Raw genomic sequence first — 26,591 nt, 5'->3', positions numbered from 1 at the left:
ACTCAAGGAGGCTCGCCCCCAATGGCGAACTACACCGCCGCTGACGTGAAGCGGCTCCGCGAGCTCACCGGCTCCGGAATGATGGATTGCAAGAACGCGCTTGCCGAGACCGACGGCGACTTCGACAAGGCCGTCGAGCTGCTCCGCATCAAGGGCGCCAAGGACGTGGGCAAGCGCGCCGAGCGCACCACGGCCGAGGGCCTGGTCGTCGCCAAGGACGGCGTCATGGTCGAGCTCAACTGCGAGACCGACTTCGTCGCCAAGAACGCCGAGTTCCAGGAGCTCGCCGACAAGGTCGTCACCGCGGCCGCCGCGGCCAAGCCTGCCGACCTCGACGCGCTGAAGGCCGCCTCCGCGGGCGACCAGACCGCTGACGAGCTCGTCGCGGCGCTGTCCGCGAAGATCGGCGAGAAGCTCGAGCTGCGTCGCGTCGTCGCCTTCGAGGGCCCGGTCGCGACCTACCTGCACAAGCGCAGTGCCGACCTGCCGCCCGCCGTTGGCGTCCTGGTCGAGTACCAGGGCGAGGGCGACGCCGCTGCGGAGGCCGCTCGCGCCGCCGCCATGCAGGTCGCCGCGCTCAAGGCGAAGTACGTCACCCGTGACGAGGTCCCCGCGGAGATCGTCGACGCCGAGCGTCGCGTCGCCGAGGAGACCGCCAAGGAGGAGGGCAAGCCCGAGGCTGCGCTCCCCAAGATCGTCGAGGGCCGTGTCAACGGCTTCTTCAAGGACGTCGTGCTCACCGAGCAGTCCTCCGTCACCGACTCGAAGAAGACCGTCAAGGCCCTTCTCGACGAGGCCGGCGTGACCATCACCCGCTTCGCGCGGTTCGAGGTCGGCGCCAGCTAGACGGCACCAGCTCCACCGAAAGGCCCCGCCCCGGTTTCCGGGTGCGGGGCCTTTCTGCGTGTGTCGCGCGCGTCGTCGGCCCCGGGCGCCGTTCGCGGGGGCGGATAAGGCAGGATGGAGTGGTCATCTGTGGCCAGAACACCGGGTGGCCTATTCATGCTGGCCACACGCCGCCAAGCGCGGCACCGAAGATCGAGGAGAGCCATGACCGAACCCGCACCGACCGAATCCGCGCCCCGACGGGAGGGCTTCAAGCGCGTCCTCCTGAAGCTCGGTGGCGAGATGTTCGGTGGTGGCGAGGTTGGACTGGACCCCGACGTGGTGCAGACCGTGGCGGAGCAGATCGCCGATGTCGTCAATTCCGGCGTGCAGGTCGCGGTCGTCATCGGCGGCGGCAACTTCTTCCGCGGCGCCGAGCTGCAGCAGCGCGGCATGGACCGGTCGCGGTCCGACTACATGGGCATGCTCGGCACCGTGATGAACTGCCTTGCGCTGCAGGACTTTCTCGAGAAGCAGGGCGTCGCCACCCGCGTGCAGACCGCCATCACCATGGGCCAGGTCGCCGAGCCGTACCTGCCGCTGCGGGCGCGCAGGCACCTCGAGAAGGGCCGCGTCGTCATCTTCGGTGCCGGCATGGGCATGCCGTACTTCTCCACCGACACGACGGCCGCGCAGCGCGCCCTCGAGATCGGCGCCGAGGTCGTGCTGATGGCCAAGGCCGTCGACGGTGTCTACACCGCGGATCCGCGGGAGGACCCGGACGCGACCATGTACACCGACATCACCCACCGCGAGGTGATCGAACAGGGACTGAAGGTGGCCGACGCCACCGCGTTCAGCCTGTGCATGGACAACCAGATGCCGATGTTGGTGTTCAACCTGCTCACCGAGGGGAACATCGCGCGCGCGGTGGCCGGTGAGAAGATCGGAACACTCGTCAAGTCATGAACCATCCCACCGCACCCGCCGAGCCTGGAGGAACACCGTGATTGATGAAGCTCTCTTCGACGCCGAGGAGAAGATGGAGAAGGCCGTCGCGGTGGCCAAGGAGGACCTCGGCGGAATCCGCACCGGCCGGGCGAACCCGGGCATGTTCAACCGCATCGTGATCGAGTACTACGGGTCGATCACGCCGATCACCCAGCTGGCGAGCATCAACGTGCCCGAGGCACGGATGGTCATCATCAAGCCCTACGAGGCCGCGCAGCTCGGTCCGATCGAGACCGCGATCCGCAACTCGGACCTGGGGCTCAACCCCAGCAACGACGGCAGCATCATCCGCATCTCGGTGCCGCAGCTGACCGAGGAGCGTCGCCGCGAGTTCGTCAAGCAGGCGAAGGGCAAGGGCGAGGACGCAAAGGTCTCCATCCGCAACGTCCGCCGCAAGGCGATGGACGAGCTCTCGCGCATCCAGAAGGACGGCGACGCGGGCGAGGACGAGGTCGGGCGCGCCGAGAAGGAACTCGACAAGACCACCGCCAAGTATGTGGCGCACATCGACGAACTTGTGAAGCACAAGGAAGCTGAATTGCTGGAGGTTTAGTGTCAACCGAAGGCTCGGCGCCCCAGGGCGCCGCCGCGGCCGTGAACGCCAAGGCAGGTCGCGACCTGCCCGCGGCGATCGCGGTCGGCGTTGGGCTCGGGGCGATGCTCGTCGCCGCGCTGCTCTACGTCCCGAACCTGTTCTTCGCCATCGTGGCGGCCGCCATGGCCGTCGCGACGTGGGAGGTCACCAAGCGGCTGCGCGAGGGCGGGATCGCGGTCCCGTTCATCCCGCTGCTGCTCGGTGGGCAGGCCACGATCTGGCTGGGCTGGCCGTACGGCACCACCGGCGTTCTCGGCGGGTTCGCGGGCACGGTGCTCGCGTGCATGGTGTGGCGCCTGTTGCAGGGCGGGCTGAAGGCCACCCCGCAGAACTTCCTCCGCGACACCGGTGTCGCGGTCTTCGTGGCCGCGTGGATCCCACTGCTGGCCTCGTTCGCGACGCTGATGGTGCGTCAGGAGGACGGTCCGGGACGGATCTTCTGCCTGATCATCGGGGTGGTGTGCTCCGACGTCGGCGGCTACGCGGCGGGAGTGCTGTTCGGCAAGCACCCGATGGTGCCCGCGATCAGCCCGAAGAAGTCCTGGGAGGGCTTCGCCGGTTCCCTGGTCTTCTGTGTGATCGGCTCGGTCCTCACCGTCACCCTCATCCTCGATGCCCACGCGGTGGTCGGCGTCGTGCTCGGCGTCGTGCTGGTCCTGGTGGCCACCACCGGCGACCTGATCGAGTCGCAGGTCAAGCGCGAGCTCGGCATCAAGGACATGGGCACGCTGCTGCCAGGGCACGGCGGGATCATGGACCGGCTGGACTCGCTGCTGCCGTCCGCGTTCGTCACCTGGCTGGTGTTCACCGCGCTGCTGTGACCGTGCGAGTGCAGTCGTGACGGCACCGATCCCGAGCCCCAACATCTGGCACTGGCCGGACGTCTACGAGGTGGAGAACCGCGCCCAGGACGCGGACGGAGCCGTGTTCGCGGAGTTGCGGCGGGTCGCCGACTGGGCCGGGCGCGACGTATTGGACCTCGGCTGCGGCACCGGCTTCCACCTACCGGTGTTCGCGGCGGGGGCCAGGGCGGTGGTGGGCGTCGAGCCGTACCAACCGCTGGTCGACCGGGCGCGCAGGCGCACGGCGGGACTCGACACCGTCACGGTGCTCGCGGGCTCCGCCGAGCGGATCCCGCTGCCCGAGAACTCCGTGGACGTCGTGCACGCGCGGACCGCGTACTTCTTCGGCGCGGGCTGTGGGCCGGGTATCACCGAATCATTGCGGGTCCTGCGGCCGGGGGGAGTGCTCGCAGTGGTCGACCTGGACGCCACGGTCGGCCCGTACGGCGAGTGGATGCGCGCGGACCTGCCGCACTACGACCCGGCCGGGGTCGAGTCGTTCTTCGCCGCACAGGGATTCGAGCTCTCGCGGGTGCGGACCCGGTGGGAGTTCGAGAGCCGGGATGCCCTGCGCAACGTGCTCGGGATCGAGTTCAGCGGAAAGATCGCCCAGCGCGCCTACACGCAGACCCCGGGACTGGCGCTCGAGGTCGGCTACCGGATCCACACCAGGCGCGCGCCCGCCGGGCTGCTGTATTGAGTCGTTCCTGCCGCCCGAGACCGCGGGGCAGGGGCATGATGGCCTGATGGCTGAGCTGACCGATTATCTGGCCACGCTCGACGAACCCGAGCGGTCGTTGCTCGACGGCATCCGGGTGCGCGCGCTGGAGCTGGCCCCCGACGCGATCGAGGGCGTGAGCTACGGAATGCCGGCACTGCGCTACCGGGACAGGCCGCTGCTCAGCGTGCGAGCGGCCGCCAGGCACCTGTCGGTGTTCCCGTTCAGCGCGGCGGTCGTCGAGGCGGTCGCGCCCGAGCTGGGCGGCTACTCGCTGTCGAAGGGCACCATCAGGTTCACCGCGGATCGGCCGCTGCCGCCGCAGGTGCTCACCCGCATCATCGCGCTGCGCCGCGAGGAGATCGACGCCGCGCGCTGACCGGTTCGCCCCGGTATCGGGGTCCTCCACCAACGAGCTGTCAGGGCCACTCCGGGACGTCTCCCGGTGTGGCCCTGGCAGCTGGTGGGTGGGCGCTCAGATGCGACGCTCGCGGCGGTAAAGCGAGCGCGCCCACGCGTATCCGGCGACGCCGATCGCGACGATCCAGCCGACGGCCTGCGCAACCACCGCGCCCTCGAGGCCGGCGCCGCCTGCGAGCAGTCCGCGTACGGTCTCGATGATCGGCGTGAACGGCTGGTACTCCGCGAACCAGCGCACCGCCGTCGGCATGGTCTCGACCGGCACGAAACCGCTGCCCAGGAACGGCAGCAGCAGCAGGATCATCGGGGTGTTGCTGGCCGTCTCCACGCTCCGGGCGTTCAGCCCCATCGCGACGCACAGCCAGCTGAGGGCGAGACCCAGCAGCACGAACAGGCCCAGCAGCGCGAGCCAGTCGAGCGCGCCCGCGTCGGGGCGGTAGCCCATCGCGAGAGCCGCGCCGAGCACGAGCACGATCGCCGCCAGCGACTGGAGCACCGTGCCGAGCACCTGCCCGGAGAGCACGGACCCCGGCGAGATCGCCATGGTCTTGAACCGCGCCATGATCCCGCTCGCGGCGTCCATGGCGGCGCTGATGGCCACGGACTGTCCCGCGCCCACGATGGTGAGGATGAACAGGGTCGGCGTGATGTAGTCCAGGTATGCCGCCCGCCCGTCGGCACCGGGGGCGACCCCTGGCATGACGCCTGCGCCGAGGGCGCCGCCGAAGATGTACACGAACAGCACGAGCATCACCAGCGGGCCTGCGACGAGGAACATGGTGAGCCCCGGGTAGCGCACCGCGCGTAGGAGGTTGCGGCGAAGCATCGTGAGGACATCCGTCGCCGGGCGCGAGCGCACGGTGGCGGGAGCGGTGGTGGCGATGGCGGTCATCGGACGTTCTCCTCGGTGGTTGCGGGGTCGTTCTCGGTCTCGGTGGGCGGCTCGGTCAGGGCGAGGAACACGTCGTCGAGTGAGCCGGTGTCGTGCGCGGCCTTGAGCTCGTCGGGGGTGCCCTCGGCGACGATGCGGCCTTCGTTCAGGACGGCGACCGAGTCGGCGAGCTTGTCGGCCTCCTCGAGGTACTGCGTGGTGAGCAGGATCGTGGTGCCCGCGGCGACGAGCGTCCGCACCTCGTCCCACAGGACCCGACGGCTGCGTGGGTCGAGGCCCGTCGTCGGCTCGTCGAGGAACACGACGGACGGTGAACCGACCAGCGTCATCGCGAGGTCGAGCTTGCGCTTCATGCCGCCGGAGAAGGTCGCCACGGGCTTGCGGGCGGCGTCGGCGAGCCCGAAGCGCTCGAGCAGTTCGGTTATCCGGCGGCGCCCCTCGGCGCGGCCGAGGTGATTGAGGTCGGCCATCAGCCGCAGGTTCTCGGTGGCGTTGAGCAGCTCGTCGACGGCGGTGATCTGGCCGGTCACGCCGATCGCCGCGCGCACCGCCTCGGGCTCGCGGGCCACGTCGTGGCCGGCGACCCGGACCGTGCCCGCGTCGGCGGCGAGCAGGGTGGACATGACGCCGACGGCAGTGGTCTTGCCTGCCCCGTTGGGGCCGAGCAGGGCGGTCACGGTGCCTGCGGGCACGACCAGGTCGACGCCGTCGAGCACGAGTTGCTCGCCTGCCTTCGACCGGTACGACTTGCGCAGGCCTGCGACCTCGATCGCGGGACCGCGGACGGTGGTGGTCATGGGTTCTCCTTCGATGGTGGGTTGTCGGTGGTCTCGGGTCAGGCGTGCGGACGTCGGACGACGATGTCGCCGTAGCTGCTGCCTGCGCGCACCTCGACGGTCCTGTCGTTCTCGTCGGGGCCCGTGGCGTCGTGCAGGAGGTTGCGGACCTTGCCGTGCTGCGCGGTGGCGTCGAGCCAGGCGGCGGTGCCCTCGGGCACCCCGACCTCGATCGCGCCGGTCGAGCTCTCGAGCTGGACCCGGCCGCTGATGGCCTGCTCGACGCGGATGTTCCCGTGCGCGGACCTGGCGGTGGTGTCTCCGAGTGACCGCTCGATCGAGATGGGCCCATGGGCGCCGTTCACGCGCAGGATCCCGGTGGACTCGCCGATCTCGGTTGGACCGTTCGGGTTCTTGATGCTGGCGTCTCCGTCGAGCTCGCGGATGCGCACGCCGCCTGCGGTGACGACGATCTCGGTGGAACCGAGGGCGCGTCCCACGACGACGGAGCCCGCCGTCGCGCGGAGGTCGAGCCTGCCGGCCTCGTCGATCCGGACGTCGCCTGCGCGGCTCGTGAACGAACAGGCTCCGAGCCGGCCCTGGGCGAAAACGGGGCCCAGCGCGCTGCCCTGCAGGGCGGAACCGGTCGGTAGCTCGATCGTGACGTCGACGGAGGACTTGGTGAGGTACTTCCACCTGGTGCTCGTCTGCACGGTGAGGGTGCCGTCGTGGAAGTCGATGCGGGTCTCCTCGGCGGCCTTGACATCGCCGGACTTGCTCGGGTCGTTGGGGCGGACGGTGACCACGGTGTCGGCGCGATCGCTCGCGACGAGGTTGACGGCGCCCGCGGCGATGTCGACGGCGACGGTGATCGGTTCAGGGGTCGCGAAAGTAGGCATGGTGAGTCCTCTGGGTGTGGTGTCGGCCCCTGTTCGCGGGGCGCGGGTCTGCGGTTAGGGGGTGTGGGTCAACGCACCCAGCCGGTCAGCCGACCGGCGGTGCTGGAGGTCCGCGCCGTTGCGCGGGACGGTGCGGCGGGCAGGACCGCGGCAGCGACCGCGCGCACGAGCCAGGTGTTGAGGGATACGCCCTCACGGGCCGCTGCCGCCTCGACCTGGGCCTTGAGTTGGTCGGGGAGACGGAGCGTGGTGCGGGACGTGCTGACGTCGTCGGGGTCGAGGGCCGCGGGCAGCGCGGGCTCCGCCGCCGGCTCCGCGTTCTCGAATGCCGAGGCCGGGGCGGGGGTGACGACGAACTCCGGGTCGCGGCCCTGGAGGCGCACGTCGACGGACCCGGGGGCGAGCTCGGCCGTGATCTCGTTCGCCGCTGTCGAGAGCGCCTCGAGCAGCACGAGTCGGACGGCGGCGTCGAGCGGGGCGGTCAGGCGGTCGGCGAGCTCACGGGCCTCGTCACCGCCCGCCGCGGCGGCAACGGCGAGCTGGTGCTGTAGCTCGTCGACGTATCTTGTCAGGTTCATGACACCACTATGACACCACTTGGGTGTCAACGCAAGGGGTGGGGTGTCATCTCTGGTGGCAAAGTGGTGTCACGGTGGTGTGAACATGACAAAGGCGCAGGTCATGGCGATTCTTGGCTCGCGCAAGCGAACCTGGATATGCGACACGCTGGGGTGTTCTCGGGGAGGTTCGGGCGTGACGACGGTGCCTGCGGCAGCGCCGACTCCACTCGTTGCCGCGACGACACCACTAGCGGTCACGTCGACACCACGAACACGGCCCAGGCCCCGCGATCGGGACCTGGGCCGTGTTCGGTGAAGCGTGGAGCCGGTTCTAGTCCAGGCCGAACGACCTGGCGAGATCCGTAACCTTCTTCGCCTTGGCCAGGCGCGGCAGGTCGCTGCCGTCGCGCACGCGTTCGCCGTCCTCGCCGAGCTCGGCGATCACGTCCCGCGCCCAGACGACATCGTCCGGGCTCGGGCTCAGTGCGCGATCGACCGCGAGGGCCTGATCGGGGTGCATGCAGAGCTTGCCGGTCAGCCCCATGGATGCGGTCAGCGCCGAATCCCGCTGCAGGACGGTCTCGTTCGTGCTGATGGTCGGGCCGTCGATCGGACCGGCGAGCCGGGCCGCGCGGCTGGCGACGACGAGGCGGGACCGCGGGTACGCCATCGCCATCGGGTCGTCGCTCATGCCGGTGTCGCGGCGGAAGTCGCCGCTGCCGAACGCGAGCCGGAACACCCCGTCCGCCCTGGCGATCTCGGGCGCGGCCTCCAGGCCCATCGCAGATTCGATCAAAGCGAGGATGCGGGTGCCCTCGGGCAGCCGGTCCGCGGTCGCGTCGACCTGGTTGCCGCTCTCGGTCTTGGCGAGCATCACCCCGGCCAGGCCGGGCGCCGACGCGAGGGCCGCGAGGTCGTCGGCCCAGTAGGGCGTGGTGGCGTCGTTGATCCGGACCCAGGCACTGCCGCCGCGGCTGAGCCACTCGACAACTCGGGTGCGGGCCGCTGGCTTGGCTGGCGGGGACACCGCGTCCTCTAGGTCGAGGATCACCGCGTCCACCCCGGATTCGGCGGGCGGCGTGAAGGCCTCGGGCTTGGTGGCAGGCACCAGCAGCCAGGACCGGGCGAGATCGGGTGGGGCGCCAACCCCTCGACGCTCCGCGTGAATGGTCACAGCAACTCCTCCGATGATCGGGACGACGTTTCCATCGTCCTCTCGCCGGGAGTGCGGAGCCAGTTTGCGTAAGTAATGTGCGCTGTCGCACAGGCGGGTCAGCGGCTGGTGTATCTGGCCTTCTTCGCCACCCGGCGGATCTGCAGGATGCGGACGCCGCCCGCGAGGGCCATGATCAGCGCGCCCGCGATCGCGGCCAGCAGCAGGCTCACGCCGAGCGGAAGCGAGAACTCCCAGAAGAACAGCTGGAGGGCTACCTGGTCGAGGTTCTGCAGGATGAACACGAGCAGCAGGATCAGGACCAGGACGCCGATGACGAGGCCGGTCCAGGTGGCGGCCGCCTTGGTGTGGCCGAGGCTGGTGTGCCGATCGACGGCGGCCTGGGCGGGGTCGACCGGCGGCTCGGCGACGGGAGTCGGCTGGGTCGCACCACGCGGGTCGTCGATCGGGTCGGAAGTGGCATCCGGATGGGGACCGTCGCTGTGCGCCATGCTCCGATCATTTCGCACCGGATGTGTGATTGCACGCGCATCGGGGCGGGAATTCGCATGTCGCGGGTGCCGGATGGGACACTGGAGCACACTATGGCCGTTTCAGTCCCGCTCGTGTTCAACGCCCCGCGTCGCGGCATGCCGCCGACGCACCTCGCCGACCTCGACTCCGAGGGCAGGAAGGCGGCCGTTCAGGAGCTGGGGCTGCCCGGATTCCGGGCGGATCAGCTGGCCCGTCAGTACTACGGCCGGCTCGAGGCCGATCCCGAGAAGATGACAGATCTGCCGGCATCGGTGCGCGAGAAGGTGGGCGAGGCGCTCTTCCCGACCTTGCTGACCGCGGTCAAGCACGTCGCCTGCGACGACGGCAGCACCCGTAAGACGCTGTGGAAGGCGAACGACGGCACCCTGCTCGAGAGCGTGCTCATGCGCTACCCGGACCGCGCGACGCTGTGCATCTCCAGCCAGGCCGGCTGCGGGATGGCGTGTCCGTTCTGCGCGACCGGCCAGGCCGGGCTGACCAGGAACCTGTCCACCGCCGAGATCGTCGACCAGGTCCGCTCGGCGGCCGCGGCGATGCGGGACGGCGACATCGCGGGTGGCGAGGGCCGGCTCTCGAACGTGGTCTTCATGGGCATGGGGGAGCCGCTCGCCAACTACAAGCGGGTGGTCGCCGCGGTCCGACGGATCACCTCGCCCGCACCGGACGGCCTCGGGCTGTCGCAGCGCTCGGTGACCGTGTCGACGGTCGGGCTGGCGCCCGCCATCCGCAAGCTCGCCGACGAGGGACTGTCGGTGACGCTCGCGGTGTCGCTGCACACCCCGGACGACGAGCTGCGCGACACCCTGGTCCCGGTCAACAACCGCTGGACGGTCGCCGAGGTGCTCGACGCCGCCAAGTACTACGCCGATCAGACCGGTCGCCGGGTGTCGATCGAGTACGCGCTGATCCGCGACATCAACGACCAGCCGTGGCGCGCCGACATGCTCGGCAAGAAGCTGCACAAGGCTCTGGGGTCGCGGGTGCACGTGAACCTGATCCCGCTGAACCCGACACCGGGCAGCAAGTGGGACGCGAGCCCCAAGGACGTCGAGCGTGAGTTCGTGCGCCGGGTCATCGCGCAGGGCGTGTCCTGCACCGTCCGCGACACCCGCGGCCAGGAGATCGCCGCCGCCTGCGGGCAGCTCGCCGCCGAGAACTGACCGCACCGAACAGGACAACGGCCGCGCGGCTCCGAGTGGAGCGGCGCGGCCGTTGTCGAAAGTTCTTGTCTACCGGGGCTTGCGGCGCCGGATGATGTCGCGCACGAGCAGGAACACCATGCCAAGGGAAATTCCGACGAGCCACAGGTCCTCGACCTTGCCCTCGTGGTTTCCGATCGTGTAGACGAGCAGGAAGGCTGCGAAGAACCAGCCAAGGAAGCGGAACAGTCGCGGCGCCTCGCCGCTCCAGCCCCAGGCTGCGGACGGAACTTCTGCCGTGTCGACGTGTGCGGCGACGAGGGGCTCGTTCACGCTGGGATCCAGCTCGGTGGCCACGGTCGATCCTCCTGCTCGTACGGGTGTGCGTGTGCCTGCATATCGTGGCATACGACCGTGCGTCGTACCTAGCTGGGTCGGCGCGTCAGGGGAGCTCGCGTGAACGCACCGAGGTAGCGACGCGTGATCAACCGCTGCACCGCCCGATTCACCGGGCCGCAGAGCCGGGTGAGCGCGCCGCCGCCGGTCGAGAAGGCGTCGATGACAACCCGCACCCGGCCGTCGTCGCCGAGTTCGACCGCGAAGCGTTCCTCGCCGCGCTCGGGGTGCCCGGGCAGGGTCCCGTAGGCGAAGCCGCACCGGTGCGGCTCGTCTATTCGGTACACCACCCGGCACGGCGCCGTGACGGACAGCGGACCCGGTCCCAGTCGCAGGATCACGACGGCGCCCTCGACGGCCTCGTCGTCGGTGGATCGCACGCGCAGGCCGGCGCGGCGGTGCATGTCCCAGTGCAGCAGTACGTGTTTCGCCCGCTCGAAGTCCTCGGCGCCGACGCCGATGACGGCGCTCTCGTGCACGTGGTGGTACCCGTCGGGCGGCGCGGCGCGAGTGCCGCCGACCTCGGAGTAGGTCAACGGCACGGTCCGCAGTGCGTCCGGGTTCACGGACGCCATCCTGTCAGGGTGGCAGGCAGGCGGCCCGAACCGTACGGTGTACTACATGACGATTCTGGTGACCGGATCCACCGCGAACATCGGCCGACTGGTCGTCGACCACCTCCTGGCGGCAGGCGCGACCGATGTCCGGGCCCTGACGAACAACCCACAAAAGGCGATGCTGCCGGACGGCGTCGAGGTCGCGGAGGGCTACCTGCGCAGGCCCGAGTCGCTGCCTGCCGCCTTCGAGGGGGTCGAGAGGATGTACCTGGCACCGACCCCGGAGACCGTCGAGGAAGTCGTGTCACTGGCACGCGAGGCCGGGGTCCGGCACATCGTGGACCTGTCCGGGGAGCACGAATCGTGGTGGGGCGGGGTCACTACTGCCGTCGAGCGGTCCGGCATCGACTGGACCCACCTGTGGGCGGGGGAGTTCCTCGAGAACGACCTCGTCTGGGGCGAGCAGGTGCGGCGCACCGGACAGGTGCGCGACCCCTACCCCGATGTGGTCAGCGCGCCGATCGCGATGGACGACATCGCCAGGGTGGCGGCCGCCGTACTGCTCGGCAGCGGGCACGAGGGCAGAACCTACGAGCTGACCGGGCCGGAGGCCCTCTCGCGCGCCGAGCGGGTGCACGAACTGGGCGCGGTGCTGGGCCTGCCCGTGGAGTACGTCAAGGTGCCCGTCGAGGAGGCCATCGAGATCCTCGAGCCGGTCATGGGTGTGAACGCCCGGTTCTACCTCGAGACCGCCGTCGCGTCGCTGGTCGGTGCGCCGCAGCGGGCGACCGCCACGGTCGCGGAGGTCACCGGACGCCCGGCCACGACCTTCGCGCAGTGGATCGCGGCGAACGCCGACACCTTCCGTCAGGCCGCGCATCGGTAGACCTCTTGCCGCCCGCGTCGGTGTCCTGTCAGCTTCTTCTCAGGTGCCGTCATGAACAATGGACGGGTGGCAGAACCTACGCGCGTGCTCCTGCTCGGCAGCACCGGATCAATCGGCACCCAGGCCCTCGAGGTCATCGCGGCCAACCCCGACAAGTTCACCGTCGTCGGTCTGGCCGCGGGCGGCGGCAACATCGACCTGCTGGCCCGCCAGATCCGCGAGACCGGGGTGAGTGCGGTCGCGGTCGCCGACCCCGAGGCCGCCGCCCGTCTCGACGGTCCCGCACTCAGCGGCCCCGGCGCCGCCACCGAACTGGTCCGCACCACGGGGGCGGACGTGGTGCTCAACGCGCTCGTCGGATCCCTCGGCCTCGAGCCGACGCTCGCGGCGCTCGAATCCGGCGCCCGGCTGGCGCTGGCGAACAAGGAGTCGCTGGTGGCGGGCGGCCCGCTGGTCACCGCCGCGGCGGCGCCCGGTCAGATCGTGCCGGTGGACTCCGAGCACTCGGCGCTGGCGCAGTGCCTGCGTGGCGGGCGCGCCGAGGAGGTGGACCGGCTGGTGCTCACCGCCTCGGGGGGCCCGTTCCGCGGCTGGACCGCCGACGCCCTCGAGGCCGTCACTCCCGAGCAGGCCGGCGCGCATCCCACCTGGTCGATGGGCCCGATGAACACGCTCAACTCGGCGACCCTGGTCAACAAGGGCCTCGAACTGATCGAGACCCACCTGCTGTTCGGCATCGACTACGACCGCATCGACGTCACCGTGCACCCGCAGTCGATCGTGCACTCGATGGCCACCTTCACCGACGGCTCCACCCTCGCCCAGGCCAGCCCGCCGGACATGAAGCTGCCGATCGCGCTGGCCCTCGGCTGGCCGGACCGGGTGCCGGGGGCCGCCGCGGCCTGCGACTTCTCCACCGCGTCGACCTGGACGTTCGAGCCGCTCGACTCGTCGGTGTTCCCGGCCGTCGACCTGGCGAGGGCGGCGGGCAAGGGCGGCGGCTGCCTGACCGCGGTCTACAACGCGGCCAACGAGGTCGCCGCGCAGGCGTTCCTCGACGGGGCCGTCCGGTTCCCGGCGATCGTGCGCACGGTCGAACGCGTTCTCGCCGGTGGCGACGAGTGGTCCGCGCCACCGGCTACCGTGGAGGATGTGCTCGCCGCGGACGGGTGGGCGCGCGCACGGGCACACGAGCTCGTCAAGCAGGAGGACTAGAGCCGCATGGTGTTCGTCATAGGTGTGGTGCTGTTCGCGCTGGGCATCACCGTCTCCATCGCTCTGCACGAGGCCGGCCACATGTGGGCCGCCCGCGCGCTGGGGATGAAGGTCCGCCGCTACTACATCGGCTTCGGGCCGAAGATCTTCTCCTTCCGCCGCGGCGAGACGGAGTACGGACTCAAGGCGATCCCCGCGGGTGGTTTCTGCGACATCGCGGGCATGACCCAGCACGACGAGCTCGCGCCCGACGAGGTCGACCGCGCGATGTACAAGCAGAAGACGTGGAAGCGCCTGGTCGTCATGTCCGGCGGCATCGCGATGAACTTCATCTTCGGATTCGTGCTCGTCTACATCCAGGCCGTCGGCTGGGGGCTGCCGAACACCGAGACCAGGGCCGTCGTGGAGGGCGTCACCTGTGTGGCGCCGACGCAGGCGGGCAAGGACGGCGACTACAAGCTGGCGGACTGCACCGGCGAGGGGCCCGCGCAGCAGGCGGGCGTCCTGCCCGGCGACGTGGTCGTCGCGGTCAACGGGACGCCGACCTCGACCTTCGGTGATGTCGTCAAGGCGACGCAGCCGCTCTCGGGCACCGCGGAGTTCACCGTCGACAGGGACGGTGAGACCCAGGTGATCGACGTGCAGGTGCAGCAGGCGCAGCGCTGGGTCAACGATCAGAACTCCACCAACAGCAACCCGCTGCCGCCCGTCTCCCAGGACGTCGGCGCGATCGGCATCAAGGCGCCGCCGACATTCCTCGAGTACTCGGCGCTCTCCGCGGTCCCGGGCAGTTTCGTCTACACCGGCGACGTCTTCGTCCGCAGCGTGGACGCCCTGGTCCAGATGCCGTCGAAGGTCGCGGACCTGTGGACCGCCGTCACCGGCGGCGAACGCGACATCGAGACCCCGATCAGTGTCGTCGGTGCCTCCGTCATCGGCGGCCAGATGGCCGAACGCGGTTACATCGACCTGTTCATCGGGTTGCTGGCGACGCTGAACTTCTTCCTCGGCATCTTCAACCTGCTGCCCCTGCTCCCGCTCGACGGCGGGCACATGGCGGTGACCATCTACGAGAAGATCCGCGACTCGATCCGCGCGCGCCGCGGTCTGCCCGCTGGCGGACCCGTCAACTACATGAAGCTGATGCCGATCACCTATGTGGTCATCGCGTTGGGCGGTGCGTACATGCTGCTCACGCTGACCGCGGACATCGTCAACCCGATCAAGATCTTCTAGTGCTCGCTAAACTTGTCCTGACGCTACGAAAGAAGGCATCCACGTGACCAGCCCCGTCGGATTGGGCATGCCCGAAGGCCCGGCCGCCGTCCTCGCGCCGCGCCGCAAGACCCGACAGCTCCAGGTCGGATCCGTCGGGGTCGGCAGCGACTTCCCGGTGTCGGTGCAGTCGATGTGCACCACCAAGACGCACGACGTCAACGCCACCCTCCAGCAGATCGCCGAGCTGACCGCGTCCGGATGCGACATCGTGCGGGTGGCCTGCCCCCGCCAGGAGGACGCCGACGCGCTGGCGACGATCGCGAAGAAGAGCCAGATCCCCGTCATCGCGGACATCCACTTCCAGCCGCGGTACATCTTCGCCGCCATCGACGCCGGGTGCGCGGCGGTGCGGGTGAACCCCGGCAACATCAAGGAGTTCGACGGTCGGGTCGCGGAGGTGGCCAAGGCCGCGGGCGACGCGGGCATCCCGATCCGGATCGGCGTCAACGCCGGTTCGCTTGACCCGCGCCTGATGCAGAAGTACGGCAAGGCCACCCCGGAGGCGCTCGTCGAGTCGGCGCTGTGGGAGGCGGGCCTGTTCGAGGAGCACGGCTTCGGCGACATCAAGATCTCGGTCAAGCACAACGACCCGGTGATCATGGTCGAGGCCTACCGCCAGCTGGCCGCGCAGTGCGACTACCCGCTGCACCTCGGCGTGACCGAGGCGGGCCCCGCGTTCCAGGGCACCATCAAGTCCGCGGTCGCGTTCGGCGCGCTGCTCTCGGAGGGGATCGGCGACACCATCCGCGTCTCGCTGTCCGCGCCGCCCGCCGAGGAGATCAAGGTCGGCACGCAGATCCTGCAGTCGCTCAACCTGCGTCCGCGCAAGCTGGAGATCGTGTCCTGCCCGTCCTGCGGGCGCGCCCAGGTGGACGTCTACACCCTCGCCGAGCAGGTGACCGCCGGCCTCGAGGGCATGGAAATCCCGCTGCGGGTTGCCGTGATGGGTTGTGTGGTCAACGGTCCCGGTGAGGCCCGCGAGGCCGACCTCGGGGTCGCGTCCGGCAACGGCAAGGGTCAGATCTTCGTCAAGGGCAAGGTCATCAAGACGGTGCCCGAGGCGATGATCGTGGAGACGCTGATCGAGGAGGCGATGCGGATCGCCGAGGAGTTCGGCGAGGACCAATCTGCCTCGGGATCCCCGGTCGTTACCGTCAGCTGACGCGCGCACGTATCGTGGGATCACCAGACAATCCGAATCCCGACGACCCGACCCGGGGGTGACTCGGTGCTCAAACTGCTCGGCGCCAGGCAGCTCGGTGCCCGCGACAGGGTGCATGTGCTGCGCGTGCTGGACGCCGACCCGATCGCCTCGTGCATGGTCGCGGCGCGGATCCAGGACCTCGGGATCGACCCGCGAGCGATCAACGGCGAGCTCTGGAGCCGGGGCGGCCCGGCCGAATCGCTGTGCTTCTCGGGCGCGAACATGGTTCCGCTGCGCGGCGACCTCGACGACCTGCGGGCCTTCGCGGACCGGGCGTGCCGGGGACCGCGGATGTGCTCGTCGGTGGTCGGCCGCAGCGAGCTGGCCTTGCCGCTGTGGGAGATGCTCGAGACCGACTGGGGTCCGGCGCGCGAGGTGCGCGCCGAGCAGCCGCTGCTCGCGCTGTCGGCGCCGCCCGTCGTCGCGCCGGATCCGTACGTGCGTCCGGTGCGGATGGATCAGCTCGAGCCGTACCTCACGGCCGCGGTCGCGATGTTCATCGAGGAGGTCGGGGTCGACCCGCGCTCCAACGACGGCGGCCGTGGCTACCGGCGCCGGGTCGCAGGCCTGATCGCCTCGGGCCGGGCCTGGGCCAGGTTCGACGGCGAGGAGGTGACCTTCAAGGCGGAGGTCGGCTCGATGTCCGCGCAGGTCGGCCAGATCCAGGGCGTGTGGGTGCACCCGCAGTACCGGGGCCACGGTCTCGGCGCGGCCGGGACCGCCGCGGTGGCGGCGGCGGTGGTGGCGTCGGGCCGCACCGCGAGCCTCTACGTGAACAGCTTCAATCACCAGGCGAGGCGGACCTACCAGCGCATCGGGTTCACCCAGGTCGGCACCTTCTCGACGGTCCTGCTGGATTAGCGGCGTCGCCGCCCGTGCGCGAGTCGTACCCCGATCGGGGTGAAAAGCGCGCACGGTGCGGGTGCCTTCCCGACCTGGGCGGTGAGCCCACCTACGATGGCAGGCGATGATCTCCACCGCCGCACCCCGCATCCTCTCCTCGCTCGTCGTCACGGGCGCCCTCGTGCTCGGCGCGGTCGCGTGCACACCGAAACCGGACGGCCCCGAACCGGCCGCGCAGGAGTTTCTCGACGCGGTGGCCGATCGGGATGCCGAGCGGGCCGCCGCACTGTCCGACCGGCCCGCGGACGCCCAGCCCGCGATCGACGCCGCGTGGGAGGGGCTGCAGGCCGAATCCCTCAGCGCGACGACCAGATCGGTCCGGGTGGACGGCGACACCGCGACCGTCGGCTACACCTACGAATGGCATCTGCCGAAGGACCGGGTGTGGACCTACACCGGCGACCTGCAGATGGGGCGGCGGAACGGGGAGTGGGCGGTCCGCTGGAGCGCCACCGACCTGCACCCGAAGCTCGGCGACACCCAGACGATGACGCTGCGGGCCACCGCGGCGCCGCGGGCCCGGGTGAACGAGCGGGCAGGCTCGGACGTCCTCGTGCCGGGGACCATCGAGCGGATCAAGTTCAACGCCAAGGACTCCGGCAACCCCACCGCCGTCGCGACCGCGCTGGCGACGACGCTGGAGCCCTTCGACCCGACCCTCACCCCGCAGTCGATCGTGGAGTCGGCGACCTCGGTCAGCGGCGCCTACCTGGTTGCGAGCCTGCGGCAGGAGGACTACGACACCGTCGCCGCCGCGCTGAGCGGTCTGTCCGGGGTCACGGTCTCGGAGGAGGCGGACCTGGTCTCCACCGACCGCGAGTTCGCCCCCGACCTGATCGGTCAGGTCAAGAAGCGGGTCATCGACGAGGTGGACGGCAAGGCCGGCTGGAGCGTGGTCACCGTCAACAAGAACGGTGTCGACATCGATGTGCTCACCGAGACCAAACCCCAACCGGCGCCGTCCTTCTCCGTGAGCCTGGACCGGCCGATCCAGGTGGCCGCGCAGAACGCGGTCAACGCTCGGGTCGAGCAGGCGATGATGGTGGTGCTGCAGCCGTCCACCGGCGCGATTCTCGCGGTCGCGCAGAACAAGGCCGCCGACAAGGACGGCCCGGTCGCGACCACCGGCCTGTACCCGCCCGGCTCCACGTTCAAGATCGTCACCGCGGGCGCGGCGATCGACAACGGACTCGCCCAGCCCGGTACCCCCGTCGGCTGCCCGGGACGCATCGTCATCGGCGAACGGTCGGTGCCCAACTACAACGAGTTCGCGTTGGGCACGGTGCCGATGAGCACCGCGTTCGCGCGCTCGTGCAACACCACCTTCGCCAAGCTGGCCAGCGAGATGGAGCCCGACGCCCTGACGGTGGCGGCCGCGCGCTACGGCATCGGGCCCGACTACGACGTGCCGGGCCTGCCGACGGACTCCGGATCCGTCCCGCCCGCACCGGAACTGGTGCAGCGCACCGAGGACGGTTTCGGGCAGGGCAAGGTCGTCGTGAGCACCTTCGGAATGGCGCTGGCGGCGGCGACGATCGCGAACGGGTCGACGCCCGTACCGACCCTGATCTCGGGGGAGGAGACCAAGATCGAGGGCGCTCACCCGCCGATCAGCCCGGAGATGGTCGCGGGCCTGCGCGGGATGATGCGCGACGTGGTCACCAGCGGTACCGCCACCCGGATCGCCGACCAGGGCGAGATCTACGGCAAGACCGGTGAGGCCGAGGTCGACGGCGGCTCGCACGCCTGGTTCGTCGGGTACCGCGGCGACATCGCGTTCGCGACGCTGGTGGTCAGGGGCGGCAGTTCCGACAACGCGGTGGCCGTGACGCGGGACATGTTCACGGCGTTGCCCGAGGGCTACTGAGGCGAGCGATGCCCGCCGCCGTTCAGGCGGATGGGGTACTCGCACAACGGTAGGGGCACGCCCATCGACCGGGTCTGGCCGACGGACGTCGATCCCACGTATGGCGCAGGCGGACTGGTCTCGGTGCGTCCGGAGGGCGGCGCCATCGATTACGACCCGCCGTTCCACACCGACTACTTCTGGGTGGCGTTGCTCGACCCGGTCGAGTTGTCCGCGGCGGATCCCAATGCGGACACGGTGATCCGCCTGGATGTGCAGGCCGGGGTGTGTGTCTCGGTTCGGCATCTCGGTGATTCGTGGTGTGGGCAGGAGGGCGACGTGCGGATCCTGGCGGTGGACGAACCGATGGCCGCCGAGTTGTTCGAGCGTCGACGCGTGCGGCGGTGGTGACGGTTCCTGCGCTCGCAGTTCGGAACCGGCATGTAACGCCACCAGGCCGGGTGGAGATAGGCACTTCGGATCGGGGGATCCGAGGACGAGGCGGCTCGCATGCGCGGCCGCCGCGAGGGAGGGGTCAACGCGTGCGTTTCGGCAGCCCGAGAATTGTTCGGCGGCTCACCATCTCTCAGCGGGTAAGGCGACGGGTGCTGGCGCTGGCCGCCGCCACTCTCGTCGTGCCCCTGACCGCGGGCGTCGCGGGTACCGCGGCCGCCGCGCCGATCGCGCATCGCGCGCCATGGGGTGGTTACGAAGAGGTGTGGGTGCCCTCGCAGATGGGGCCGATCAAGGTCCAGATCCAGTGGGCCTCGCGAGGCGGCAACGCCGCGCTGTACCTCCTCGACGGCATGCGCGCCCGAAATGACCGCAACGCCTGGACCTCTGACACCAACGCTCTCGAGCAGTACCGCCACGACAACGTCACGCTGGTGATGCCGGTCGGCGGCGAGTCCAGCTTCTACAGCGACTGGATGGCGCCGTCGAACTTCAACGGGCAGCAGACCGCCTACAAGTGGGAGTCGTTCCTGACCCGGGACCTGCCGAACTACCTCGAGACCCGCGGCGTCTCGCGCAGCAACAACGGGGTGCTCGGACTGTCGATGGGCGGCTCGGCGGCGTTGACGCTCGCGGCCTACCATCGCGACCAGTTCAAGTTCGCCGGCTCGCTGTCGGGCTACCTGAACATCTCCGCGCCCGGCATGCGCGAGGCCATCCGGGTCGCGATGCTGTCGGCAGGCGGGTTCAACGTGGACTCGATGTGGGGCCCGCCCTGGAACAGCCAGTGGCTGCGCAACGACCCGTTCGTGTTCGCCCCGCAGTTGCGCGGGCTCTCGCTGTACGTCTCCTCGTCCAGCGGCCTGCCCGGGCCCTACGACCAGCCCCGCGCGCCGATCGACTTCTACAACACCGCGAACGGCATGGCACTGGAGGCCCTGGCCCTGGCGAACAGCAGGGCGTTCCAGGTTCGCCTGGATACGCTCGGAATTCCCGCGACGTACAGCTTCCCGGCCAACGGCACCCACGCGTGGCCGTACTGGTCGGCGGAGTTGTGGGGTGCCCGCCCACAGATCCTGAACACCCTGAACGCCTGGTGATCTCGGTCGGGGGCGGTCAGGCCGATGCCTGGGCCGGGTCGAGCCGGGCGGTCAGCCGGTCCCGGACGGCGGGCCAGTCCTCGGCGATGATCGAGAACAGGACGCTGTCCCGGACGGTCCCGTCCTCACGCCGGAAACTGCGGCGCAGCGTCCCCTCGTAGGTGGCGCCGAGCCGGGCGATGGCCTGCTGGGAGCGGATGTTGCGGACATCGGTCTTGAGCTGGACGCGCCCGACCCCAAGCTGCTCGAAGGCGTAGCGCAGCAGGAGGGCCTTCGTCTCGGGGTTGACGGCGCTGGCCCAGGCTTCGGGCGTGTAGAGCGTCATCCCGATCTCGAGCCGGGCGTCGCGGACCACGACGTCGAGATAGGCGCTGGTGCCGACGATGGCGCCCGCGGGGAGTTCTCCGCACGGGCCGACCGTGCGTACGGCCCACAGCTGCCATTCCGGTTGGGTGCCCCGCTCGCGGAGGAACTCCGCGAACTGCTCGGGGTCCGACGGTCGCCATGGCACGTGTGCCCAGACCCGGTCGTGGTCGAGGGCGCGGAAGAGTTCCGTCGCATCGGTGGCCGGGTCCAGCGGGGTCAACCGGACCGACGTTCCGACGAGTTCGGTGCCTGCCGGGACCGGCCACGTCATCGCCGGCCACGGGTGGTCGGACGGTCGCGGGTCCTCGACCGGTTGGAAGCGAACGGGGTCGGCGATGCGGTGCGGCATCGGACCAGTATCACCCGGCCACGATCAGGCCGCGCGGTACACCTTGCACTCGCTGACGGTGTTGGTCTTGCGGTCGAGATAGGCGAACAGGACTGCGTGGGCGCCGTCCACTGTCCCGGTCGCGGTGACCGCGTCGCCCGCTGCGATCACCTTGGTCAGGTCGGTGATCGCGTTGCCGCCGAGCATCTTCAGTGCGTGTGCGTCGCCGCGCTGCGCCGAGTCGACCAGTCGACGGACCGCGTCCTTGCCCTTCTTGCCCACGCTCAGTGCGGCCTTGCCGAAGGCGAGCGTGCCGCCGAGGCCCTGCAGGCGCAGCATCCGTGCGCTCATCGAGGCGGTGACCGTCAACCGCTCGGGGCTGACGCCTGCCACCTGCGCGAACATCGGCGTCACCTCCCAGTGTGCGGCGATGCGACGGATCCGCGGCTCGCCGTCGTCGAGGGTGGCCTCGTAGAGCAGGTGCATCGGCGCCCTTGCCACGACCCCGGCCGAGAGCCGGGTCTCGATGGTCACGTCGCGGACCACGTGCAGTCCGTCGACGATGTCCTCGTGCTCGATGTCGAAGCTGATGTCGTTGGGCCCGATGAAGGTGTCCCAGAACCGGCCGAGCGGGTCGCCGCCGCGGCGGCCCGACTTCCTGTCGTGCAGGCCGCCGAGCACGGGGCGGCCGCCGACCGGGTCCTCGATGATGTGCTGGCGCGCGAACAGGCCGAGCCACGCGGCCCTGTCGTGCACGGCGACGGCGGTGGGGGAGGAGCGAGCCAGGGCCAGCAGGTCGTCGGTGGACGGATTCGCGGACATGGCACCCCTGGGATCGGCGTCGGACGGTCGATCGGAGTATGCCAGGAAAGGTAGAACTTGTTCTAGATTCTGTTTCCCCGCGTCCGCTCAGTTCATCGGTCCGGGCGGCACGCCGTCCTCGCCGAGGAACTCGGGGTGCAGCTCGGCCTTCACGCCCAGCTTCTTGTTGGCCAGGTTGTTGACGAACCACAGCACCACGCCGATCGCCAGCAGCACGCCCGCGATCTTGTACTGCGCGGGATCGCGGTCGGTGAGCGGCGTGGCCAGGAAGGCGCAGCTGATCGCGCCGATGATCGGCAGCACGGTCGGCGCACGGAAGTGCTTGTGGTCCACCGTGTCCTTGCGCAGCACCAGGACGGCGATGTTCACGACGGTGAACACGCACAGCAGCAGCAGTGCGGTGGTGCCGCCGAGCTGGGGCACCTCGCCGACGATCGTGATCAGCCCCAGCGCCAGCAGCGTCGTGAACCCGATCGCGATGTACGGCGTCCGCCGGGTGCGGTGCACCCTGCCGAGCTGCGGCGGCAGCACGTGCTGACGGCTCATGCCGTACAGCAGCCGGCTCGCCATCAGCATGTTGATCAGCGCGGAGTTGGCGACCGCGAACATGGTGATGAACGCGAAGATCCCGATCGGGAAGCCCGGTGCACCCGCCTGCACGACCTTGAGCAGCGGGGTGTCGCCCTCGCCGAGCTCGTTCGCGGGTACCAGCGCGATCGCCGTGACCGACACCAGGACGTAGATGATGCCGGTCGAGATGAGGCCGATGAGCAGGACCTTCGGGAAGATCCGGCTGGGCTCCTTGCACTCCTCGGCCATGTTCACCGAGTCCTCGAAGCCGACCATCGCGTAGAAGGCGAGGGTGGTGGCCGCGATGACGCCGCCCAGCGCGGACCGGTCGCCGGTGTCGAAGGTCGCGGCCCGCGAGAAATCGCCCTCGCCGATGCCGAGCGCCCACATACCGATGAAGATGATGATCAGCAGTCCGGACAGCTCGATGCAGGTCAGCAGCACGTTCAGCTTGACGGACTCGCCGACGCCCCGGAAGTTGACCGCCGCCACCGCGATCATGAAGACGATGCCGATCAGCGTGATCCCGATCCCCGTCCGGACATCCAGGTCGAAGGCCTCGGCGAAGTTGGCGGCGAACGCCCGCGAGGCGGTTGCGGCGGAGGTGATCCCGGAGCACATCACCGCGAACGTCACCATGAAGGTGAAGAACTGGATGCCGAAGGCCTTGTGGGTGTACAGCGCGGCGCCCGCGGCCTGGGGGTACTTGGTGACCAGTTCGAGGTAGCTGAACGCGGTGATCAGCGCGACCACGAACGCGACAAGGAATGGCAGCCACACCACGCCGCCGACGTCGTTGGCCACCTGCCCGGTCAGGGCGTAGATGCCGGTGCCGAGGATGTCGCCGACGATGAACAGCAACAGCAACCACGGGCCCATCACCCGCTTGAGCGTGGGCTCCTGCGCCGGGGTGCGCATTGCGTCCGATGGTGTCGTCATCGTCGATCCCCTCCCTCGTCGGGGCCGCGACCAGATCGCCCACAAGAGACCTGATTCATGACCGAGATTAGCGTTAATGTGGCGCGGAACGTTGAGTTTCCTGATCGCCGGTTCGCCGTCGCCACGATGTCCACGCCTACGGCATCTCGCCGGTCACGCTCAGTCCCAGGGTCGCCGCGTCCACTCGTTGAGGCCGATTGCAGGTGTCGGAATTCGCTTATCCGGCATATGAATCTGGCAATGATGCAAGTGGCGTTGTCGCCATCGTTACCTTCGTCACATTCCCCATTCTTCATTGCGGCCGCAGGGCCCAGTCACTACGAATATCGGCGGTGCAAAACCGCACCGCTACCGCGAACGACATACACAACACAAGGAGCACACAATGGGTTCGGCTGAATTCGCCTCCGCTCTCGAAGCCATCAGCACCTTCACCGGCTCGATCAGCGACCTCACCGGCGGAGCGGCAACCTTCATCGGTTCCGTCGACGGGCTGGTCAACCCGAAGGCCTGATCGCCTCACCGCGACCGACAACTGGGCCCGCACTCGAACGTTTCGGGTGCGGGCCCCTTGGCGCCGCCCGCCCCTGCGCGACGATTGCGGCGTCGGCCTTACGTGACGCATCGCCTCGTGTTCGCCAGTCTCGGCCTTGCGGCCGCCCGGCCGTCGGTCGTGACCAGCTCCGTGCGTGGGCCGGCTACGGCAGCAGACCCAACCTCCTGGCGGTGACCACTGCCTCGTGTCGCGAGTGGGCGTCGAGCTTGCCCATCGCGGCACGGAGGTAGCTCTTGACCGTCTCGGGCTGGAGCGAGAGCCGATGGGCGACTTCGTTGTTGGTGCAGCCGAGCGCGATGTGGGCGAGCACGTCCAGCTCCCGGGGCGACAACGTGACCGAGGTGTCGCCCGCCGCCGCCTCGTCGTTGACCAGCGCCGCCAACTTGTCCGACACCGCGCGCAGCCGACCCCGGAGCGGGCCCTCGGGCACCGACTGGGCGAGCCCGCGCAGTTCGGCGTGGGCGCCCCGGATGCCCTCGGCCATCGCCCCGCTCGCGTTGCCCCGGTTGCTGTCGAGCACCCCGAGCATCTGCAGGCGGCGGTCCACCTCGTCGCGGATGGCGAGCTCGGTGCTGAGCCTGCGGCCCGCCTGCACGAGGATCTCGGCGGTGCGGTCGCCGATCGGCATGGATTCCCGGACCGCGGCGTAGAGCACCGCGCGCGAGGCGCCGTCGACCAGGACGGGGACCGCGAGCACCGAGCGGATGCCCTCGCCGAGGACCGGCCGGTCGTAGTGATGCGTGATCGACATCGCGCTGCCGTAGTCGGGGATCGAGACCGGCTGCCGCTGCAGGACCACCCGTCCGCCCAGCCCCGAGTTCGGCGGGATCACCAGGCCCTTGAGCCCGTTGGTCCTGGTCCCGAAGAACTCGGTCAGGTGCAACGTGCTCGCGGAGACCTCGCCGCCGAACAGCACGGGCACGTTCGCCTGTGCCGCGACCGCGCGCAGTTCGGCGCGCAGGGCGTCGCCGTCGCGGGGTCGCAACAGGGGCGGGGTGCGGGAGAGCATGGGATACCCCTTTCCGGGGGTGGTGCGTCTTGTTTGTGAGCTAGATCATAGGGCCATGGAGAAGTCCGGCGTCTGCCGGACCGCTGTCGAAGGAGCAAACCATGGGCACCGATGCCACCTCGCGGGTGCGCGAGCTGCTGGAGCAGTACGACACGCCGCAGGCCTGCGCGGCGGACCTGCTGTGTGACCGGCACCCCGACACCGATGTCGCGTTCACGGTGATCGAGGGCGACCTGACCTCGCGTGACCTGAGCTACGGCGAGTTGCGGGCGGAATCGTCCAAGTTCGCGGCCGCGCTGGCGGAGCTCGGCGTCGAGCCGGGGGACTGCGTGGCGACGCTGATGGGCAAGTCCGCGGAGCTGGTCATCGCGCTGCTCGGCATCTGGCGTCGCGGCGCCGTGCACGTGCCGCTGTTCACCGCGTTCGCGTCCCCGGCCATCGCGTTCCGGCTCGCCTCCAGCGGTGCCAAGTTCGTGGTGTCCGATCAGAACCAGCTCGCCAAGCTCGCGCCCGGCGAGGACATCCCGGCCGACGCGCCCTGGCGGGTCATCGTCGCGGCGGGGGAGCCCGAGTCCGCGGACCAGCTGCGGTTCGACGACCTGCTCGCGGCGCACGCCGCCGAGGACCCGGCAGGCGCCGCGGTCGCCGTCGGCGGCAACGGCCCGCTCGTCCAGCTGTTCACCAGCGGCACCACCGGGACCCCCAAGGGCGTCCCGGTGCCGGTGCGTGCGCTGGCCTCGTTCCACGCCTATCAGGAGTTCGGCCTCGACGTCCGCAGCGACGACGTGTTCTGGAACGCCGCGGACCCGGGATGGGCCTACGGGCTGTACTACGCGCTGCTGGGCCCGCTGGCGGCGGGCACCCGCAGCCTGCTGCTGCACTCGGGCTTCTCCGCGCCCCTCACCTGGCAGATCATCGAGAAGTTCGGCGTCACCAATTTCGCGGCAGCGCCGACCGTCTACCGCAGCCTGCGGGCCGACACCACGCCGGTACCCGAGGGGCTGTTGCTGCGCCGCGCGTCCTCGGCGGGCGAGCCGCTCACCCCCGACGTCGTGGCCTGGTCCCAGAGCGCGCTCGGCGTCGAGGTGCGCGATCACTACGGGCAGACCGAGCACGGCATGTTCATCGTCAACGCGTGGGCGGACGGCCTGCGCGAGGACGTGCGGCCCGGCTCGATGGGCCGGCCGCTGCCGGGTTGGAGCTGCGCCGTGCTGCTGGACGACGCGGACGAGGTCGCGCCTGCAGGCACCCCCGGTCGCGTCGCCATCGACACCAAGGGCAGCCCGATGATGTGGTTCACCGGCTACGTCGATGCTCCCGAGAAGACCGCGCAGCGGTTCAGTACGGACGGCCGCTGGTACATCACCGGCGACGCGGGCAAGACCGACGAGGACGGCCACTTCTTCTTCTCCTCGCGCGACGACGACGTGATCATCATGGCCGGCTACCGCATCGGGCCCTTCGATGTGGAGAGCGTCCTGGTGATGCACGAGCAGGTGATCGAGGCGGCCGTGGTCGGCATGCCCGACGAGCTGCGCGGCGAGGTCCTCGAGGCCTTCGTCGTTCTCCGCGACGGCACCGAGGGCACCGGCGAACTCGAGACCGAGCTGCAGACGCTGGTCAAGAAGAAGTTCGCCGCGCACGCCTACCCGCGGACCGTGCACTTCGTGCCGTCGCTGCCGAAGACCCCCAGCGGCAAGGTGCAGCGCTACCTCCTGCGCAAGGGATAGGCGGCTTCGCCGCCCGTGCGCGGTTGACGAGTCCAGGGACTCGTCAAC

General features: G+C 69.8%; 29 protein-coding genes. 17 read left to right on the top strand and 12 right to left on the bottom strand.

The genetic code is table 11. The features are described 5' to 3' along the window. Positions 1-21 precede the first annotated feature (21 nt). The 6 genes from tsf to ACWFRB_RS17255 all read left to right on the top strand — a co-directional run bounded on the left by tsf (position 22) and on the right by ACWFRB_RS17255 (position 4,370). Positions 22-846: a translation elongation factor Ts gene (gene tsf, locus ACWFRB_RS17280; protein ID WP_452642338.1), complete on the top strand. Its 825-nt coding sequence runs from the start codon at positions 22-24 to the stop codon at positions 844-846. A 204-nt stretch (positions 847-1,050) separates the two neighbouring features. Next, a complete protein-coding gene (gene pyrH, locus ACWFRB_RS17275) occupies positions 1,051-1,794 on the top strand; it encodes a UMP kinase (protein ID WP_452642337.1) in 744 nt (247 codons plus the stop codon). A 37-nt stretch (positions 1,795-1,831) separates the two neighbouring features. Continuing rightward, positions 1,832-2,389: a ribosome recycling factor gene (frr, locus tag ACWFRB_RS17270; RefSeq protein WP_097212693.1), complete on the top strand. Its 558-nt coding sequence runs from the start codon at positions 1,832-1,834 to the stop codon at positions 2,387-2,389. Beyond that, positions 2,389-3,252: a phosphatidate cytidylyltransferase gene (locus ACWFRB_RS17265; RefSeq protein WP_452642336.1), complete on the top strand. Its 864-nt coding sequence runs from the start codon at positions 2,389-2,391 to the stop codon at positions 3,250-3,252. The genes frr and ACWFRB_RS17265 overlap by 1 nt, the downstream gene beginning before the upstream one ends. 16 nt (positions 3,253-3,268) lie before the next feature. Then, complete coding sequence (locus ACWFRB_RS17260) at positions 3,269-3,973, top strand: class I SAM-dependent methyltransferase (RefSeq protein ID WP_452642335.1); 705 nt, start codon at positions 3,269-3,271, stop codon at positions 3,971-3,973. 46 nt (positions 3,974-4,019) lie between these two features. Further along, on the top strand, positions 4,020-4,370 hold the full coding sequence (locus ACWFRB_RS17255; protein ID WP_452642334.1) for an iron chaperone: 351 nt from the start codon (positions 4,020-4,022) through the stop codon (positions 4,368-4,370). A 96-nt stretch (positions 4,371-4,466) separates the two neighbouring features. Here the strand turns inward: ACWFRB_RS17255 and ACWFRB_RS17250 are convergent, their stop codons facing one another. From ACWFRB_RS17250 to ACWFRB_RS17225, 6 genes are all read right to left on the bottom strand, one after another. Further along, positions 4,467-5,303 carry an ABC transporter permease gene (locus ACWFRB_RS17250; protein ID WP_452642333.1) on the bottom strand — a complete coding sequence of 279 codons (837 nt, stop codon included), beginning with the start codon at positions 5,301-5,303 and terminating at the stop codon, positions 4,467-4,469. Next, the gene (locus tag ACWFRB_RS17245) at positions 5,300-6,100 is read right to left on the bottom strand and encodes an ABC transporter ATP-binding protein (RefSeq protein WP_452642332.1); all 801 of its coding nucleotides are present in this window, start codon (positions 6,098-6,100) and stop codon (positions 5,300-5,302) included. The genes ACWFRB_RS17250 and ACWFRB_RS17245 overlap by 4 nt, the downstream gene beginning before the upstream one ends. A 38-nt stretch (positions 6,101-6,138) precedes the next feature. Beyond that, positions 6,139-6,978: a DUF4097 family beta strand repeat-containing protein gene (locus tag ACWFRB_RS17240; protein WP_452642331.1), complete on the bottom strand. Its 840-nt coding sequence runs from the start codon at positions 6,976-6,978 to the stop codon at positions 6,139-6,141. Positions 6,979-7,046: 68 nt separating this feature from the next. Further along, complete coding sequence (locus tag ACWFRB_RS17235; protein WP_452642330.1) at positions 7,047-7,556, bottom strand: toxin-antitoxin system HicB family antitoxin; 510 nt, start codon at positions 7,554-7,556, stop codon at positions 7,047-7,049. A 313-nt stretch (positions 7,557-7,869) separates the two neighbouring features. Further along, positions 7,870-8,706 carry an HpcH/HpaI aldolase/citrate lyase family protein gene (locus ACWFRB_RS17230; RefSeq protein WP_452642362.1) on the bottom strand — a complete coding sequence of 279 codons (837 nt, stop codon included), beginning with the start codon at positions 8,704-8,706 and terminating at the stop codon, positions 7,870-7,872. A 104-nt stretch (positions 8,707-8,810) separates the two neighbouring features. Beyond that, positions 8,811-9,203, bottom strand: coding sequence for a lipopolysaccharide assembly protein LapA domain-containing protein (locus tag ACWFRB_RS17225; RefSeq protein WP_452642329.1), 393 nt, complete (start codon positions 9,201-9,203; stop codon positions 8,811-8,813). A gap of 93 nt (positions 9,204-9,296) precedes the next feature. Between ACWFRB_RS17225 and rlmN the strand changes: the two genes are divergently transcribed. After that, positions 9,297-10,406 carry a 23S rRNA (adenine(2503)-C(2))-methyltransferase RlmN gene (rlmN, locus tag ACWFRB_RS17220; protein WP_452642328.1) on the top strand — a complete coding sequence of 370 codons (1,110 nt, stop codon included), beginning with the start codon at positions 9,297-9,299 and terminating at the stop codon, positions 10,404-10,406. Positions 10,407-10,475: 69 nt separating this feature from the next. Here the strand turns inward: rlmN and ACWFRB_RS17215 are convergent, their stop codons facing one another. Together ACWFRB_RS17215 and ACWFRB_RS17210 are read right to left on the bottom strand one after the other, a co-directional pair. Further along, positions 10,476-10,793 carry a DUF2631 domain-containing protein gene (locus ACWFRB_RS17215; protein ID WP_452642327.1) on the bottom strand — a complete coding sequence of 106 codons (318 nt, stop codon included), beginning with the start codon at positions 10,791-10,793 and terminating at the stop codon, positions 10,476-10,478. Positions 10,794-10,810: 17 nt separating this feature from the next. Beyond that, complete coding sequence (locus ACWFRB_RS17210) at positions 10,811-11,356, bottom strand: DUF1990 family protein (RefSeq protein WP_452642326.1); 546 nt, start codon at positions 11,354-11,356, stop codon at positions 10,811-10,813. A 46-nt stretch (positions 11,357-11,402) separates the two neighbouring features. Between ACWFRB_RS17210 and ACWFRB_RS17205 the strand changes: the two genes are divergently transcribed. From ACWFRB_RS17205 to ACWFRB_RS17170, 8 genes are all read left to right on the top strand, one after another. Beyond that, positions 11,403-12,224: an NmrA family NAD(P)-binding protein gene (locus ACWFRB_RS17205; RefSeq protein ID WP_452642325.1), complete on the top strand. Its 822-nt coding sequence runs from the start codon at positions 11,403-11,405 to the stop codon at positions 12,222-12,224. A 51-nt stretch (positions 12,225-12,275) separates the two neighbouring features. Beyond that, positions 12,276-13,439 carry a 1-deoxy-D-xylulose-5-phosphate reductoisomerase gene (gene dxr, locus ACWFRB_RS17200; RefSeq protein ID WP_452642324.1) on the top strand — a complete coding sequence of 388 codons (1,164 nt, stop codon included), beginning with the start codon at positions 12,276-12,278 and terminating at the stop codon, positions 13,437-13,439. Positions 13,440-13,445: 6 nt separating this feature from the next. Continuing rightward, entirely contained in the window at positions 13,446-14,675 is a 1,230-nt protein-coding gene (locus ACWFRB_RS17195; protein WP_452642323.1) for a M50 family metallopeptidase, read from the top strand. A gap of 43 nt (positions 14,676-14,718) precedes the next feature. Beyond that, positions 14,719-15,879, top strand: a complete 1,161-nt coding sequence (gene ispG / locus ACWFRB_RS17190) for a flavodoxin-dependent (E)-4-hydroxy-3-methylbut-2-enyl-diphosphate synthase (protein WP_027499323.1) — start codon at positions 14,719-14,721, stop codon at positions 15,877-15,879. Between the two features lie 66 nt (positions 15,880-15,945). Further along, complete coding sequence (locus tag ACWFRB_RS17185) at positions 15,946-16,782, top strand: GNAT family N-acetyltransferase (RefSeq protein WP_452642322.1); 837 nt, start codon at positions 15,946-15,948, stop codon at positions 16,780-16,782. Between the two features lie 106 nt (positions 16,783-16,888). Further along, positions 16,889-18,691, top strand: coding sequence for a penicillin-binding transpeptidase domain-containing protein (locus tag ACWFRB_RS17180; protein WP_452642321.1), 1,803 nt, complete (start codon positions 16,889-16,891; stop codon positions 18,689-18,691). A gap of 30 nt (positions 18,692-18,721) precedes the next feature. Continuing rightward, complete coding sequence (locus ACWFRB_RS17175; RefSeq protein ID WP_452642320.1) at positions 18,722-19,081, top strand: hypothetical protein; 360 nt, start codon at positions 18,722-18,724, stop codon at positions 19,079-19,081. 131 nt (positions 19,082-19,212) lie between these two features. Next, positions 19,213-20,223 (top strand): alpha/beta hydrolase, encoded by a 1,011-nt coding sequence (locus tag ACWFRB_RS17170; RefSeq protein ID WP_452642319.1) that lies wholly within the window; start codon positions 19,213-19,215, stop codon positions 20,221-20,223. A 16-nt stretch (positions 20,224-20,239) separates the two neighbouring features. Here the strand turns inward: ACWFRB_RS17170 and ACWFRB_RS17165 are convergent, their stop codons facing one another. The 3 genes from ACWFRB_RS17165 to ACWFRB_RS17155 form a co-directional block, all read right to left on the bottom strand. Beyond that, on the bottom strand, positions 20,240-20,938 hold the full coding sequence (locus ACWFRB_RS17165; protein WP_452642318.1) for a GNAT family N-acetyltransferase: 699 nt from the start codon (positions 20,936-20,938) through the stop codon (positions 20,240-20,242). A gap of 24 nt (positions 20,939-20,962) precedes the next feature. Further along, positions 20,963-21,739, bottom strand: a complete 777-nt coding sequence (locus ACWFRB_RS17160; RefSeq protein WP_452642317.1) for a nuclear transport factor 2 family protein — start codon at positions 21,737-21,739, stop codon at positions 20,963-20,965. 87 nt (positions 21,740-21,826) lie between these two features. Beyond that, positions 21,827-23,248, bottom strand: coding sequence for an APC family permease (locus ACWFRB_RS17155; RefSeq protein WP_452642316.1), 1,422 nt, complete (start codon positions 23,246-23,248; stop codon positions 21,827-21,829). Between the two features lie 385 nt (positions 23,249-23,633). Between ACWFRB_RS17155 and ACWFRB_RS17150 the strand changes: the two genes are divergently transcribed. Beyond that, positions 23,634-23,762 carry a hypothetical protein gene (locus ACWFRB_RS17150; protein WP_452642315.1) on the top strand — a complete coding sequence of 43 codons (129 nt, stop codon included), beginning with the start codon at positions 23,634-23,636 and terminating at the stop codon, positions 23,760-23,762. A 184-nt stretch (positions 23,763-23,946) separates the two neighbouring features. Here ACWFRB_RS17150 and ACWFRB_RS17145 read toward each other — a convergent pair whose 3' ends face one another. Next, positions 23,947-24,813 (bottom strand): LuxR C-terminal-related transcriptional regulator, encoded by an 867-nt coding sequence (locus tag ACWFRB_RS17145; protein WP_452642314.1) that lies wholly within the window; start codon positions 24,811-24,813, stop codon positions 23,947-23,949. A gap of 101 nt (positions 24,814-24,914) precedes the next feature. On the opposite strand from ACWFRB_RS17145, the gene ACWFRB_RS17140 reads away from it, so the two are divergent. Then, positions 24,915-26,543 carry an AMP-binding protein gene (locus ACWFRB_RS17140; RefSeq protein ID WP_452642313.1) on the top strand — a complete coding sequence of 543 codons (1,629 nt, stop codon included), beginning with the start codon at positions 24,915-24,917 and terminating at the stop codon, positions 26,541-26,543. Positions 26,544-26,591 lie beyond the last annotated feature (48 nt).

The organism is Rhodococcus sp. NPDC055112 (assembly GCF_053607505.1).
Note: the sequence above shows the minus strand (reverse complement) of the source record. Positions and strands in the feature narration are given on the sequence as shown.

What these genes read in the sequence shown, in the direction of transcription:
- tsf (WP_452642338.1), top strand. Translation starts at nt 22, where the DNA reads ATGGCGAACTACACCGCCGCTGACGTGAAGCGGCTCCGCGAGCTCACC.
- pyrH (WP_452642337.1), top strand. Translation starts at nt 1,051, where the DNA reads ATGACCGAACCCGCACCGACCGAATCCGCGCCCCGACGGGAGGGCTTC.
- ACWFRB_RS17255 (WP_452642334.1), top strand. Translation starts at nt 4,020, where the DNA reads ATGGCTGAGCTGACCGATTATCTGGCCACGCTCGACGAACCCGAGCGG.
- ACWFRB_RS17250 (WP_452642333.1), bottom strand. Translation starts at nt 5,303, where the DNA reads ATGACCGCCATCGCCACCACCGCTCCCGCCACCGTGCGCTCGCGCCCG.
- ACWFRB_RS17245 (WP_452642332.1), bottom strand. Translation starts at nt 6,100, where the DNA reads ATGACCACCACCGTCCGCGGTCCCGCGATCGAGGTCGCAGGCCTGCGC.
- ACWFRB_RS17240 (WP_452642331.1), bottom strand. Translation starts at nt 6,978, where the DNA reads ATGCCTACTTTCGCGACCCCTGAACCGATCACCGTCGCCGTCGACATC.
- ACWFRB_RS17235 (WP_452642330.1), bottom strand. Translation starts at nt 7,556, where the DNA reads ATGAACCTGACAAGATACGTCGACGAGCTACAGCACCAGCTCGCCGTT.
- ACWFRB_RS17225 (WP_452642329.1), bottom strand. Translation starts at nt 9,203, where the DNA reads ATGGCGCACAGCGACGGTCCCCATCCGGATGCCACTTCCGACCCGATC.
- rlmN (WP_452642328.1), top strand. Translation starts at nt 9,297, where the DNA reads ATGGCCGTTTCAGTCCCGCTCGTGTTCAACGCCCCGCGTCGCGGCATG.
- ACWFRB_RS17215 (WP_452642327.1), bottom strand. Translation starts at nt 10,793, where the DNA reads ATGCCACGATATGCAGGCACACGCACACCCGTACGAGCAGGAGGATCG.
- ACWFRB_RS17210 (WP_452642326.1), bottom strand. Translation starts at nt 11,356, where the DNA reads ATGGCGTCCGTGAACCCGGACGCACTGCGGACCGTGCCGTTGACCTAC.
- ACWFRB_RS17205 (WP_452642325.1), top strand. Translation starts at nt 11,403, where the DNA reads ATGACGATTCTGGTGACCGGATCCACCGCGAACATCGGCCGACTGGTC.
- dxr (WP_452642324.1), top strand. Translation starts at nt 12,276, where the DNA reads ATGAACAATGGACGGGTGGCAGAACCTACGCGCGTGCTCCTGCTCGGC.
- ACWFRB_RS17195 (WP_452642323.1), top strand. Translation starts at nt 13,446, where the DNA reads ATGGTGTTCGTCATAGGTGTGGTGCTGTTCGCGCTGGGCATCACCGTC.
- ACWFRB_RS17180 (WP_452642321.1), top strand. Translation starts at nt 16,889, where the DNA reads ATGATCTCCACCGCCGCACCCCGCATCCTCTCCTCGCTCGTCGTCACG.
- ACWFRB_RS17175 (WP_452642320.1), top strand. Translation starts at nt 18,722, where the DNA reads ATGGGGTACTCGCACAACGGTAGGGGCACGCCCATCGACCGGGTCTGG.
- ACWFRB_RS17165 (WP_452642318.1), bottom strand. Translation starts at nt 20,938, where the DNA reads ATGCCGCACCGCATCGCCGACCCCGTTCGCTTCCAACCGGTCGAGGAC.
- ACWFRB_RS17160 (WP_452642317.1), bottom strand. Translation starts at nt 21,739, where the DNA reads ATGTCCGCGAATCCGTCCACCGACGACCTGCTGGCCCTGGCTCGCTCC.
- ACWFRB_RS17155 (WP_452642316.1), bottom strand. Translation starts at nt 23,248, where the DNA reads ATGACGACACCATCGGACGCAATGCGCACCCCGGCGCAGGAGCCCACG.
- ACWFRB_RS17150 (WP_452642315.1), top strand. Translation starts at nt 23,634, where the DNA reads ATGGGTTCGGCTGAATTCGCCTCCGCTCTCGAAGCCATCAGCACCTTC.
- ACWFRB_RS17145 (WP_452642314.1), bottom strand. Translation starts at nt 24,813, where the DNA reads ATGCTCTCCCGCACCCCGCCCCTGTTGCGACCCCGCGACGGCGACGCC.
- ACWFRB_RS17140 (WP_452642313.1), top strand. Translation starts at nt 24,915, where the DNA reads ATGGGCACCGATGCCACCTCGCGGGTGCGCGAGCTGCTGGAGCAGTAC.